The following is a 13,632-nucleotide window of genomic DNA, read 5'->3' as shown; positions in this document are numbered from 1 at the left end:
CCTCAGCCCAGGGGGGTGTGGGTGCGCCGGTGGTGGTCGTAGTCGCTGGTGTGTTCTTCGGCCCAGTCCTGCAGGTGTTGCAGTGCGGTAGTGGCGCCGCGGGCGAGGTCGGTCAGGTCGTACTGCACCGTCGGTGGACGGCTGTTGAGCACGGTGCGGGTGATCAGTCCACCGGTTTCGAGGTCGCGCAGGGTCTGCGCGAGCATCTTGTCGCTGACGCCGCCGGCCCGTCGGCGCAGTTCGGACCAGCGTTGCGGGCCGTCCTGGAGGTCGACAAGTACCAGGGCGGCCCACCGGGCCGTGACCAGGTCGAACAGCTGCCTGCCAGGGCAGGCGGGATTACGGACGTTGCCCCGCGCGATTTCCTGCACGTGCTCACCTCACCTGAAGGTACGTACTTCCCTGCAGTAAGTAACTCGGCCAGAGTGAGCGAGCCAACCCCTGATCGTCAAGGAGTACCCGTGGTAACCGACGATGCCGTGCCCCGTGACGCGAACACCGTGACGGTACTCGGCGGCCCCACCGCCCTGATCCACCTGGCCGGCTGGACACTGCTGACCGACCCGACCTTCGACCCCGCCGGCACCGAGTACAAAGACGGCCCGGTCATCGTGCGCAAGACCGCCGACCCGGCACTGAAACCCGCACAACTGCCCGCCCTCGACGCCGTCCTGGCCAGCCACACCGGACACCTGGACAACCTCGACACCACCGGACGCACGGTGGCCACCGCCGCCTCGAAGGTCTTCACCACCCTCGCCGGCGCCGACGACCTCGGAGGCACGGCCACCGGCCTGGAACCCTGGCAGATCCGGACCCTGTCGAAGCCGGACCGCACGCCGCTGCACATCACCGCGGTCCCCGCCCGCCACGGCCCCGTCGGCACCGAGCACATCACCGGTCCGGTCACCGGCTTCCTCCTGCACACCGACGACGACTCGACACCGAACGTGTACGTCTCCGGTGACACCGTCGACCTGGAGGCGATGAGCGCCCTGGCCGAGCGGCACCGCGTCGACGTGGCGCTGCTGCACCTGGGTGCGGCCGGCTTCGAGGAACTCGGTGACATACGACTGTCGATGACCGCGGTCCAGGCCATCGAGGCCCGCCGCCTGCTCGGCGACCCCCTCGTGGTGGCCGTGCACGCCGAGGGCTGGGCGCACTACACCGAGGACCGCAGCCACGTCCAGCAGGTCTTCGACGGCGTCGGCGTCCCGCTGCACTGGCCCACCCCCGGCCGACCCATCACCCTGCCCCTCCCGCACACCCACTGACACCTCCCCCAGCATTAGGAAAGAACATGACACCGGAATCCGTGCACCAGCGCTTCGCCCACTACCTCAAGGACCAGGACCTCGACGGACTGGGTTCCCTGTTCGACGAAAACGCCATGTTCGTACCGGGACCGGGACAGCAGCCCGTCTACGGCAGGGAAAGCATCAAGGAAGCGCTGAAGCCCTACCTCGCCTCGCCCAGCACCATGGAGGTGGTGGCCACGTCGGTCCATCAGAACGGCGATCTGGCGATGGTCCAGCCGTCCTGGCGGATCACGAGCGAGAGCGGCACCGTGGAAGGAAAGGCGGTCGAGGTGATGAAGAGGACGAGCGAGGGCGACTGGGTCTACATCATCGACAACCCCTACGGCGTCTGACTCTCGTCGTCCCGACATCACCGTCGGGCGACCAACCTCCTCACGGCAGCGGCGGCCGCATCGACCTTCTCGATGCGGCCGCCGCTTGCTGTCCGGCGTAGGTGACACGGTCGTGATCCGGTACGGTCCGGGCGCGGCGCGGTTGGCCGGTGAGGGTGAGCGGCGGCTCGGGAAAAGGGCGGCGGCGCGGAAGTCCGGTTCAGCACGAACGGCTCACGACTGGTGCGGCGAGCCTCGCTCACGACGGCGGTTCACGACGGGTGCGGCGAGCCTCGCTCACGACGGCGGTTCACGACTGGTGCGGCGAGCCTCGTTCACGGCGGGCCGTCCGGAATCGGGGCAGGCGGGACGACAGCAGGGGGCCGGGCCGGTCACCGGGCGGACTCCGGCGCGGCTGCCGGTTGTTCGGTCTCGGCACCAGACGGGACGCCGGTGCGCGACTGCCCGGGCCGCTGTGCTCTGTCCATGCGGGCCAGGGTGAGCGCGGCACTGGTGGCCAGGACGACGAGGGCGGCGCCCGAGAGGAGGAAGGCGTCCCGGACTCCGGTGAGTGCGATGGTGGTCGAGGCCACGAAGGGGGAAACGGCCAGGGCCCCCGCCACTCCGGCCTCCCACAGACCCAACGCCTTCGCCAGATGGTGACTCGGTATGCGCTGCTGCACCAGCGCGATCAGCGGGATGTCCGTGAGGGCCGAGGCCAGCCCGGTGATGATCAGGAGCACTACGGCCCCGGCAGTGGAGGTGACGATTCCGAGCGGCGCACGGAAGATTCCGAGCAGGGCCCAGGCCAGCACCGCCACCAGGGCCAGTCTGCGCATCCGCAGGCCGGCCAGCAGGAGCGCCCCCACCACTTCCGCGACCCCGGCGACGCCCAGCAACAGGCCGTAGCGGCCGCCCTGCCCGACGACCGCGACCAGCCCCACCGTCAGGAAACCACTGGTCAGAGCGAGGGCGAGCACGAAGGTCACGATGACCACCAGCACGTCGGGAGCGGCCCGCACGGCCCTGAGCCCGGCGGCGAGATCGGCCCACAGCCCCACCTGCCCTGCGGCGAGGACGGGGCGGGTCACGCGGATCGCGGCCACGGCGCCCGCCGAACCCAGGAAGGTCAGTCCGTTGACCACCAGCGCGGCCCGCATGGAGCCGTACGCCAGCAGCGGCGCGAGCATGAGCGGGCCGACGAAGAAGGCGGCCCGGAAGGCGACTTGCAGCAGCCCGTTGGCCTGCTGCAGACGTTCGGCCGGGACGATCTGCGTGACGATGGCGTTGCGGGCCGGGGCGAACGGGGCACCGATCAGGGCCAGCAGGGCCGTTGTCACCACGAGCAGGGGCAGGTTCAGCAGACCGAGGGACAGCAACACCGCGGCCACCGCCACCACGGCGACCCGGGCCAGATCGGTGGCGATCATCAGCTTGCGGCGGTCGTAACGGTCGGCGTACGAAGCGGACACGAACGTGGCCAGGAACGCGGGCGCGAACGCGGCCACGCTGACCACGGCGACGGCCGTCGGGTCCTTCGTCAGCGACCAGGCCAGCCAGGCGGTCGCGGCGGTGTACAGGCCGTCGCCGAAGCGTGAGACGGCCTGGCCGACGAAGAGAAACAGGAAATCGCGGTCCCTGAGCAGTGACATGCCGTCACTGTCGGATCTCCTCGGGCATCCGATCCACTGATTAGGCAGATGGCTAATCAGCGGCGGGCCGACCCATGGGGTCGGTGGTGTGCAGAAAGCTCTCCAGGCTGGGCGCGAGACCCGCCATCTGCCCGGGCAGGAGCCGGTACAGGACGTAGTAGCCCTCACGGCGCCGTTCGAGCAGGCCCGCGTCCGCCAGGACACGCAGGTGCTTGGAAAGGGCGGCCTCGCTGACGCCGACGAGCGGGGCCAACTCCTGGGTGCTGCGCGGTCGTTCGGCGATCAGCCGGAGGGCGCGCAGGCGGGTGTCGTCGGCGAGCGCGCGGAGCATGGCGACGAGCTGTGCGGGAGGAATCCTGGGGCGGGCTTCCCGGGCGATCGAAGAGACGGGGAAGACGAGGCCGAGGGGCCAGGGGCCGTCACAGTTGACCCGGACGTGCGGCCACACATAAGCGCTGGGGGCGAGCAGCAGGGTGTCGTCCGGGCCGATGGCGACCTCGTGGTCGTGGGGGCGCTCCAGCCAGAAGCGTTCGGCCTGCCGGTCGCTGCGCACCTCCGGCCACAGGCCGCGGAGCATGCCGTACAGTCCGCGCTGTTCGATCTGGTGCCCGGCCTCGCTGACCCCGGCGGCCAGTTCCGGTTCGATCCGGGCCCACTCCTCCTCGAACGCCTCCCGCCAGTAGCGTTCCAGCATGCTCAGGAACCTTTCGAGGAGTGCGCGGGGGTCGTCCAGGAGCATCGCGGCCATCGCTTCGTCGCTTTCCCGTGCGACCCGCTCCCGCAGCAGGGCGCGTACGTCCGGATCCCGCAGCGCGTGAGGGTCCCTGCCCTCGCCGCCGCCCGGCCACGGCGACAGCAGCGGGACAGCGAACTCCAGCCGGACCAGCTCCGGGTCCGCCGTGCGCAGGCCGGCCAGCTCGCTGCCGAAGTCGGCGAGCCCACCGGTCGGCCGTGGAAAGAGGAACTCGGGAAAGTACGAGCGCACCGCGTAGGAGAACGCCTCGATCTCCCGCTTCAGCGCCGGCGACAGCTTGCGCATCGCGCGCACCCAGCCGTGTTGGACGGGGTGGTGCTTGGGCTCCACCAGCACGTGAAGGCTGAGCACGGCTTCCATCGTCGGCGAGTAGGCGAACCCCACCCGCTCCGCGCCACCGGCGGGCACCCGGAACACGATCGTCATGACTCGTCATCCTCGCCGTCCGACGCCCCCGGAGGGAGCGTGCCGCGCGAGAAGGTGGTCGGCGATGGTGACTGACGCTGACCTGCGCGTCGCTCTCACCGTGGGCCAACCCCGAGGTGGTGAGCGTGTCGGCCTGTCAGGCCAGGCACCGAGACGGGGGCAAGTAGCCCCACAAGCCGACACAGCGAACACAACGGCCCAACGGCCCTCGCCCCCGGCTCCCACAGCGCCCGCCCATCCACCCACCGCGCGATGCAAGCCCCAGGCACCGCAGGTCAGAGGCCCTCCAGCCCGCCGCCCCGACCGCCCGCCCCCAGACCGAGGACCCTCACTGGCGCACATCCGCTAAGCTACCCCTGGTCAGTCGTTGGTACGTGACGTTGTCTGCCCAGATCACCCAACGGAGAGCGTCGCACCACATCTGACCAGCTGGCTTGCATTCCTCGCCGAAGATCCACACCCTGGGTTTTCAACAAGGTTTCCTACAAGCCGCTGCCTTCGTAGCTCAGGGGATAGAGCACCGCTCTCCTAAAGCGGGTGTCGCAGGTTCGAATCCTGCCGGGGGCACAGCGCGTTACCGCTCTGACCTGGGATTTCTCCCCCAGGGAGGGGTTCTATTCGGCCTCGGACTCCTCGTCCGGGGCCGTTTGCGTGAGCGGTGCGTGAGCGGACGGGTCGCCAGGCTCCGATATCTCTCCCGACGGATCAGCACCATCCGGCACGGACCCCGCCTCCGCCTCGTCGGGCTCGGGCTCCGCTTCGGGGGTGGTGTCCTCGGAGGTTCCGGGCTTCGCCTGTAGAATACGTTCGATTGAACGGGATCACACACCGCGACCAGGATCTCGCCTTCTTCCAGGTCCACGGCCCTCTGGAGCGAGAAACTCTTCCCTGCCCTCACGCGTATCACCTTGAACTCGAACCTGTGCACGCCAGGCGGCAGCTCAAGGAATTCGGGCATCTTAGCGTCGCGACTGCGGGAGCAGAGTTCAACGCCATTCTCCCAGAGAGACACGACACCCGCCTTGTACGTCAGGCTTCGAAGTGGCTCCCTGATCTCGGCGAACACAGAACCCCTGTTCGCCTTCTGCTCTGTTCCCTCCGCAAGTGCCATCTGACCAGCAGCGGCAGCAGCTTCGGCTCATCGAGCGCTCCCACGGAGGGACGCCGACCGTATTCCACCATGAGCTAACCCAAGGTTAGGTCGTTCACGCATGACCAAGTCGAAGCGGCGCCTATGAGTGCCCCGACGATCCTGATGACGAACGGGCTGAAGCCGAGGCCAGGGGCAAACGGCCCGCGATTCGTGAGGAACTCGTAGATCCGATAGACCGAGTCGCGAATGTTGAGAGCGAGGCAGAATCCGAGAATTCCAAGAATTCCTTTCCATGCCAGATAAAGGAAATCCATAGCTCCTCATGAGTGACTGAGATCAGCAATGCGTGCCGCAGAATGTCACGGCACGCCTCGCCCGTCATCCGACTGCTATCCGAGCGGGAATGAAGTCGCGATCCAGCCGACTCCCAGCAGGACCGCGAATACTCCCACCGGCCGGAAGGTCCCGGCGGTGGCGCGTCCAGGATTCATGAAATCGGCAAAGAAAGCGTAGAGGCAACTTGCAATCCTTCCGAAGTCCCCGATGAGACAGACACCGAGGATGATTAGGAGGATTCCACGGTCAGGCTTAACATGTCTGAACCTTCCCGACCCTCACCGAGCGAACCATGTGCCACTCCATGTCTTGTTCACGCCGGCATACCCCTCGCACTTGAGGCTCACACCGAAGCCCACCTCTAGGCTGTGCACCTGCTCGCCCTCCAAAGGATGCCCCGACGTCGCGCCCGTATCCGGCGAACTGACCGTTGTCATCGGCGTTGCTGCGGAGCATGGAAACGTCACTGCTGAAACCGAATCCGGCACCGCCGAAACTGATGGACCGCGTCCACCCGAAGTCCACGGACCCGTCCGGCTTAGTTATGCGTCATCACGATGCAGGCAGAGCCCTCCATGCTGACGAAGAAGCCACCATCCAAACTGGCACAAGCCCTTCGGGAGTTTTCCCTCTTGGGCTCCCGACCAGGTGACGGAACCGGTCACGAACCCCCGCTGAGCGCCATCCAGAGGGCGCCCGCTGCTGTGGTCGCCGCGCAGAGGGCGAGGGCGGTATCGGCGTAGAGGGAGCGTGTCCAGTGGATTTCAGTGTGGAGGTCGGAAGTTGGTGGGTGGGGAGTGTTGAGCCAGGTGGTTATGGTGTGGGCCGCTTCCTCGCTGGTCCCCTTGATGCGGTCGACGAGCGAGCCGCCGAACGCGAACGACGGGATGCGCTTGTCGTCGTGGAGGTGCAGCTCCAGGGTGCCGTGGTCGTCCACCTCCGCTCGGGCGAGGGCGGACCGTGGGATGGTGTGGGTGCGTAGGGGGTTGATGACGACCAGTGTGGCCTCTTGCAGGACGACCTTGCAGGTGGCGATTCGGCCCAGGATCGCTGCCAGGGCCAGGTAGACGGGGATTCCCTGCCAGCCCATGCGGAAGCCGTTCACCGAGGTGACTTTCCAGACGGCCGCCAGCATTCCGATGCCGAGGGCCGTGATGGCTGTTCCGCAGAGGACGGGCCAGGAACGGCGGCGAAGTACGGTTCGACCTTGTGGTGATGGCTTCGTCATCGCTCTCTTTCCGTTCCTGGCCCTTCGGCGGTGCCTCAGGTTCTCATGGTCGCGTTCGGCGGTGGCCGCTCAGCACCAGCCCGCCGACGCTCCCGGGCTTGACGCGCCCACGCCGCAGAAGGTGAGCGAGTTGCCGAGGTTGAGGGTCATGTTGGCCTGGGTGGCGCCCCAGTCGACGGTCTTGCGGTAGCCGTAGATCGTGACGTTCTCCATTTCGGAGACTGTCTTGACCCGTGTTCGGCCTACGAAGGCCGCGCCACGCCAGCTGCCCGCCAGTCCGCGGGCCACGCCGCCGCCCGCGAGGGTCCAGGCCAGGCTCTTGCCCGCCGCGGCGTAGTTCCAGCTTCCGGTTGTCAGGCCGTCGCCGACGAAGGTCGTTCCGACGGCGACCACGCCTGCTACGGTGCAGACTCCCGCCGAGACCACCACGCAGGCGCCGAAGGCCAGCCCTGGGATGACCCGGTTCTTCCAGCCGTCCCAGGTGGTGAACGTGTCCTTCAGCCAGCCGCCCGTGCCGCGTGCCGCGCCCTTCAGCTTGCCCCAGAAGCCGTCGTCCTTCTTGGGTGCGGGCCCGGGGTTGGGCGGGGGCGTGGTCTTGAGCCAGCCCTTCGGGGCGGGCGTGGACGGCAGGTCGAGGTTGCGGCGGCCGGGGATGCCACCGAGACCGGTGGGCTTGGTATTGCCCTTGACCAGCGGGGGGCGACTGCCGCAGCGGCAGGCCCGGACCGGGCCCTCGGAGTTGCCGGCCTTCTTCTTGCTGGTACTCACCGGAATGCCGCCCCGGCACGTGATGCCGTACTTCTGCGGCTCGTTGCACTCGGGGACGCCGAGGCCCGACGGGTCGGCGAGAGTCGACGGGTTCTGGATGGCGTAGCTGTAGCCGTTGAGGGTCTGTCCCACGCCCGTCTGGAGGAGCGGGTCGACGCTGATGAACTGGCCGATCACGGGGTCGTACTGGCGGGCGCCCACGTGCGTGAGGCCGGTGCCGGTGTCGGTGGTCTTGCCGAGGAAGCCCTTGTCGTCGGGCCAGGCCGTGCCGGTGGTGCTGCCGCGCTGGGCGCCGAAGGGCATCAGGTAGCGGCGGGAGTACGCCTGATCCGTGGCGTCGATGGCGAGGGCTGCGGTGGCGTGCTCGTCGGCGACGAGATAGCTGAGTTGGTTGGTTCCGCTCTCGTTGGAGCGGACGGCCACCGTCAGGCCGTCGGTGCCGTAGTGGCGCTGTGCCCAGGTGGTGCCGTCGGCGCGCAGGTGCAGTTCGGTCGCGCCCGCGTACAGGACGCGTTCACCGTCCTGCGTGGCGCGGATCAGGAGAGTGCCATCGGCGCCGTAGAGGTAGTCCGTTGTTTTCCCGTTCTCCGTCAGGCTTGACAGTCTGTTCTCGTCCGACCAGACCAGGTCCTGGGTAGCCGTGCCGTCGGGGCGGGTGCTGGTGTTGCCCGCGCTGTCGACGTCGTAGGCGCGATCCGGTGTGGTGCAGTTCGCGGTCTTGCTGGTGCCGGTCAGGGCGTGCGGCTGGGCCGGCTTCTCGTAGCAGTAGGTCGTCTTAGTGGTGGCGGTGCTGGTGCGGGCGGTCTCCGTGGTGCGCTGGCCCGCGTCGTTGTAGGTGTAGCTGGTCCAGTACGGGGCCCGGCCACCCAGGGCGCTCGCGTCGCGGGTGTCGGAGCAGTTCTGGGAGGCGGGTGTCCATGCCTCGGTCAGCCGGCGGTGGCCGTCATGGGTGAAGCACTGGGTCTCCGGCGCGGCGGTGCCGCCGAGGGTGCTGGTGTCGGCGATGGAGGTGACATTGCCCGCCTGGTCGTAGGTGTAGACGAGGTTCTGCAGCTTGTAGGGGTGCGTCTGATCGGTGACGTGGCTGCCGAGGAGCCGTCCGGTGCCCTCCTCCCAGGTGTTGGTGACGTACGCCTTCTTGTGTGCCTCAGTGTTGGCGGTGCCGAGGACCACCTGTCTGGCCTCGCCGAGGGGGGAGTAGTCGACGTCGAGGAGGTAGCCGGTGCTGCCGCCCAGGGAGGTGAGCTGACCGGTGCCGGTGTAGCCGTAGTCGACGATCTCCGAGGGCAGGCCGCCGAGCGCGGGCTCCTTGGCGCTCTGGAGGGTGCCGTCGATGTTGTAGTTGGTCTCGAACTGGACGGTGGTGGCACCCGCCCCGGCGAGCGGGTCGGAGGCGGGCAGGGTCAGTTCGGTGGTCGTGGGGCGGGACATGCTGTCGTAGGCGGTGACGGTCTCGGCATACGCCTTGGCCGTCTTGCCGCCGACGTAGCGGATGCTCGCGTCCGCCTCGCCCTTGAGGAGTCCGTCGTAGGTGTAGGCGGTGAGTTGGTTCGCGTCGGTCTTCGAGCCCTTCCAGGTGCCGGTGGTGCGGCCGAGGGCGTCGTAGCCGGTGATGACGGACCGGCCACGGGAGTCGGTGGTCTGTGTCGGCCGGTCCATCTTGTCGTAGGCCAGCCTCGTCAGGCCCTTGTCGGGGTCGTCCGCGCTGGTCTTGCGGCCGAACAGGTCATAGCCGTAGGTCCACTTGGCGCCGTCGGGGCCGGTGACCTCGGTCTGCATGTCGTCCAGCGTGTACTGGAAGCGGGTGCTGGTGTACGAGGCCGTGCCCGCGCCGCCGTCGAACTGAGGGTCGGCCGGGCTCGGGCCCGCGTACTCGCGGGTCTCCACCGTCCGGTCGCGGACGTCGGTGATGGTGCGGGTCGCGGAGCCGCCCTGCACGGCGCTGGTGGCGGTGGAGTCACCGGTGTGGGTCGTGGTGGTCGACCACTTCTTCACCCCGTACACGTACAAGGTGCTGGTGATCGCCCGCTCCGCGCCGTCGTAGACCGTCTCCGTCTGCCGAGGCGCCTCGCCGTACTCCTCGCGGGTGTAAGTGCCGTTCGGGGTGCTGGTGCTGTCGAAGATGTCCTCGTACTTCTCGTACTCCAGTCCGCGGGTGTCGTAGCGGATGTCGGTGAGGATCCGGCCGCCGACCGGGGTGGGGGACTGCGTCTGGATCGGGCGCATCAGCGAGTCGTGGAACTCGTAGGTGGTGTTGTACGTCTCGCCGTCCCTCTTGAGAGTCGAGGTGGAGACCCAGGACGGTTCGGTGGCGCTGATGCGGTACGCGTACGTGGTGTTCGCGCTGTAGCCGGCGGCCTTGTTGCGGTTGGGCTGCCAGACCGCCGTGAGCCGTCCGAGGGCGTCGTAGGTGGTCTCGGTCTTCTTCAGGTTGGCGTCGTACACGCGCAGTTCCTGGCCGTGCCGGTGGTCCAGGAAGCTGGTGACCTTGTGGCCGAGGGGGTCGGTGACGATCGTCTTTGTCAGCGGGCCCGCGGCGACGGGGGTGTAGGCGGTGCTGGTGGTGTTGCCCTCGGCGTCGGTGGCGTCGATGGGGCGGCCCAGGGTGTCGTACGTGGTCGTCGTGGTCCGCTGCCAGCCGGAGGCCGGGCGCAGGCCGTCCGTGCCCGCGGTGGCGGTGTAGCCGGAGACACGGCCGGTCCAGGTGGCCGCGCCCTTGGTCGGGGTCTGGGACGCCGACCAGGTGGTGGCGGAGGGGTTGTCGTAGACGGTGGCGGTGTCGGTGAGGACATCGCCGCGGGTCTCCGAGTTCGCCGGGAGGTTCAGGCTGGTGTCGGCCACCGAGCAGGACTGGCCGACGGTACGGGTGCGGGAGACCAGGTCGGTGATGCCAGCCGCGTCGTTACGGGCGTACCAGGTGCGGGTGCAGGTCTGGTCGCCGCCCTTGCCGACCTCGCCGGAGTCGTCGGCCGTGGTCGGCATGCCGTAGTCGTCGTAGGTCGTGGCGACCGTGCGGGCGCGCCAGGTCCCGGAGGCGGTCAGGTAGGTATGGGTGGTGGACTTCCCCGAGCGGACGTAGCGCGCCACGTGGGCGGCGGCGTCGGGCGCGCTCTGCCGTGCCGTCTCCTTAGACCACGGGTCGTTGACCTCCACCGTGATCGGGGTCGAGCCGTTGTACGTGACGTGCTCGCGGCGCGTGCCCGCGTACTGGTCGCTGTCGGTGATGCTCGCCACCCCGATCGACGGGGTTGTCAGCGGGGCGAGGGAGACGGAGCGGGTGGTGCCGTCCTTCTTCTTGTCGCCGTGCATGCCCTGCATGTAAAGGGAGACGGTCTTGGAGCGGGTGGTGTTCGCGGCGCCGGTGAGGACGGTGACCTCGCGGTAGCCGCGCCAGCCGGACCAGGTGCGCTCCGCCTTCGGGGTGAGCGGGTCGTCGTTGTAGTGCCAGGCGGCGCCCTTGTAGTCGTAGGCATACTCGACGGCGTCGTTGTGCCCGGCCGGGTCGGAAACGACGACGGCCAGGACCCGGTACTTGTGGAACCAGTCCACCGACGCCTCGGAGGAGCCGTTGATGTTCCAGTACCTCGGGTAGCAGGAACGGGTGTTGGTGTCCTCCGCGGCGCCCGTCACCTCGCTGCGCACGCACTCCGGTGAGGAGAGGGTGACCGTGGTGATTGAGCCGGTCTCGGAGGTGACGGTGGAGATCCGGGGGCGGGTCAGCGGCAGGATGTCGTCGGTGCCGTCGACCCGGTTCTCGCGCCACTGGTAGGTGAACGTGATCGGGTTCAGCGCGATGGCGGTGTCACCGGCCTTGCCGGTCCGCTTGATCGACTTCAGGGTCAGTACGTGGTCGGAGGTGTCGCCGATGTCCCCGCCGTCCTGGTACTCCTGGGTGAGTGCCCAGGAGTCCACCGGGTCGTAGGCGCTGGTGGTGGCGTTCCAGGAGGAGGTGGCGACGCCGGTCAGCCGCTTGCGGGAGAAGAACGAGGGGCCGGAGGCCAGACAGTCGGTGTCCCCGTCGCTGCAGATCGCGTCGAAGGGCACGTCGGGCCAGTTTTTGGCGGTGTCCTTGGTCAGCGAGGAGCAGTCGGTGACGGTGCAGCGCTCGGCGTGGCTGAAGGTCACCTTGGCGTCGGCGTCGTCGGTGAACAGCGCGCCCTTGCGCAGTCCGTACTTGATCTCCTTCAGGTAGCCGCCGCGGGTGTACGAGGCGTTGGCCGTGGTGGCCTTGTTCTTCTTGTAGTAGTTGGTCTCCTTGGCGTACCAGTACGTGGAGGCGTTGGCGTGGGTGTCCTCGACGTAGTCCAGGTTCCACCGCCACGCCTGGGTCACGGAGCGGTCCGCGAAGGAGTCGCCGTTGCCGTAGCCGGGCTCGCCGGAGTCGTCGCCGAAGACCGGGACGGTCCAAGTGGAGTCGGTGCGCTGATCGGTGGCGCCGTCGAGCTTGTTCAGGCCGAAGACGTACTTGGTGCCGTCGCCGGTGATGACGGTCCAGTACTCGCCGTTGCCGTCGCCGTTGTCGGCGCCCGTGGAGCGGGTCACCAGGGAGGCGTCGTCGTTCTCCAGCCGCCAGGTGCTGTCCCAGGTGCCGGACACCTTCACCAGGCGGCTGGCCTTGCCGTTCAGGACGAGTTGGGCGTTGTCGTACTTCCAGCAGGTGTCGAAGACGTCCTTGTGGCCGTCGTCGTCGCAGGAGTTGTAGGAGCGTTCGATGTAGGACTCGGTGATGCTGAAGCCCTCACCGACCGCGCTGCCCTGGTTGTTGGTAGCGGCGGTGCGGCCGTCGACGCTGCCCGAGTCGTAGGTGAGGGACAGCTCGGGGGTCGGTCCGGCCGCGGCGGGCGGCATGTTGAAGTCGTGGCTCCAAGAGAAGGTGCCGGAGTTGTCGCCCGCCTCCCAGGACGAGGACTCCGACAGTTCGGTGGCCGAGTAGTCACCGGAGCCCGAGGGGGACTCGCCCGCGCCCGGGTCGGTCGCGGTCACGGCGAACACCGCTGTCTCCGAGGTGGCCGCGTCGGCCAGTTGCGTCGAGGGGCCGTCACTGGTCTCGGACAGTGGGACAGAGGCGGTGATGGTTTGGCCGACGAGGTCGTTGTCGGACTTGACTGGGGTGGTAGTGCGGCACGCGGCCTTCTCTGGCGTGTCCAGGGCGCAGCCGGGGAGGCGCACCAGGCGCAGTCGGGAGGCCCAGCCGCCGCCGATCGCCGAGGCGAAGCCGCTGTAGTCGATGCCCAGTTCGGCCCGTCCTGCCTCGTCCACCTCGGCGGTCAGCAGCACGCCGGTGATGCCGGCGTCCCTGGCGGCTTTCTGGTCGAGGACCGTGATCCGTGCGGTGGTGCCGGATTCGGCGCCGTTCTTGCCTCCGGGCGGAGCGATGCTAATGGGAAGTCCGCCGGGCTCTGCCTGGACTGGCTTGCCGGCGTCCAGTTCGACGCTCGCGTCACCCTGCTCGGGCCAGGCAGCCTTCCGCTCCGCACGGGCTTGCCGGACGCGTTCGGCATCGGCCTTCTTGTCCTTGGCAACCCTCGCGCGGGCTTCCTTCGCGCCGGGCCCGCCGAGTTCCTTTACCTTGCTCACCCGCTGATCAGGAACTTTCGGCCGGCCAAGCCCCTTCTCGGCCGCCTGAGCCACGGGGGCTGGGCCGGTGGGGACCACAAGAGACAGCGCCAGGATCGTCACGATCGTCCCGGCGCGGCGTCTCCTGCCGCTCCGCATTTTTCTTGGTGTGCCTATGCCAAAAGCCAC

Annotated in this window: 7 protein-coding genes and 1 tRNA gene; 3 read left to right on the top strand and 5 right to left on the bottom strand. The window is 68.4% G+C overall.

Annotated features, from left to right (window positions below; genetic code table 11):
* Window positions 1-2: 2 nt before the first annotated feature.
* Window positions 3-371 carry a winged helix-turn-helix transcriptional regulator gene (locus ACFZDE_RS22620; protein WP_391202191.1) on the bottom strand — a complete coding sequence of 123 codons (369 nt, stop codon included), beginning with the start codon at window positions 369-371 and terminating at the stop codon, window positions 3-5.
* A 90-nt stretch (window positions 372-461) separates the two neighbouring features.
* Here ACFZDE_RS22620 and ACFZDE_RS22615 point away from each other — a divergent pair, with 90 nt between their 5' ends.
* Complete coding sequence (locus ACFZDE_RS22615; protein ID WP_391202188.1) at window positions 462-1,274, top strand: MBL fold metallo-hydrolase; 813 nt, start codon at window positions 462-464, stop codon at window positions 1,272-1,274.
* A gap of 26 nt (window positions 1,275-1,300) precedes the next feature.
* Window positions 1,301-1,651 (top strand): DUF4440 domain-containing protein, encoded by a 351-nt coding sequence (locus ACFZDE_RS22610; RefSeq protein WP_391202185.1) that lies wholly within the window; start codon window positions 1,301-1,303, stop codon window positions 1,649-1,651.
* Between the two features lie 371 nt (window positions 1,652-2,022).
* Here ACFZDE_RS22610 and ACFZDE_RS22605 read toward each other — a convergent pair whose 3' ends face one another.
* Together ACFZDE_RS22605 and ACFZDE_RS22600 are read right to left on the bottom strand one after the other, a co-directional pair.
* Window positions 2,023-3,282, bottom strand: a complete 1,260-nt coding sequence (locus tag ACFZDE_RS22605) for an MFS transporter (protein WP_391202182.1) — start codon at window positions 3,280-3,282, stop codon at window positions 2,023-2,025.
* 52 nt (window positions 3,283-3,334) lie between these two features.
* The gene (locus ACFZDE_RS22600) at window positions 3,335-4,462 is read right to left on the bottom strand and encodes a DUF5937 family protein (RefSeq protein ID WP_391202179.1); all 1,128 of its coding nucleotides are present in this window, start codon (window positions 4,460-4,462) and stop codon (window positions 3,335-3,337) included.
* A 494-nt stretch (window positions 4,463-4,956) separates the two neighbouring features.
* Here ACFZDE_RS22600 and ACFZDE_RS22595 point away from each other — a divergent pair.
* Window positions 4,957-5,029 (top strand) — tRNA-Arg (locus tag ACFZDE_RS22595).
* Between the two features lie 1,523 nt (window positions 5,030-6,552).
* Here the strand turns inward: ACFZDE_RS22595 and ACFZDE_RS22590 are convergent.
* Together ACFZDE_RS22590 and ACFZDE_RS22585 are read right to left on the bottom strand one after the other, a co-directional pair.
* Window positions 6,553-6,996: a hypothetical protein gene (locus ACFZDE_RS22590; RefSeq protein WP_391202176.1), complete on the bottom strand. Its 444-nt coding sequence runs from the start codon at window positions 6,994-6,996 to the stop codon at window positions 6,553-6,555.
* 192 nt (window positions 6,997-7,188) lie between these two features.
* A complete protein-coding gene (locus tag ACFZDE_RS22585) occupies window positions 7,189-13,602 on the bottom strand; it encodes an RHS repeat-associated core domain-containing protein (RefSeq protein ID WP_391202173.1) in 6,414 nt (2,137 codons plus the stop codon).
* Window positions 13,603-13,632: the final 30 nt, after the last annotated feature.

Origin of the sequence: Streptomyces sp. NPDC007929 (genome assembly GCF_042959065.1) — a bacterium.
Lineage (GTDB): Bacteria > Actinomycetota > Actinomycetes > Streptomycetales > Streptomycetaceae > Streptomyces.
This window is presented reverse-complemented; position numbering and strand designations above follow the sequence as displayed.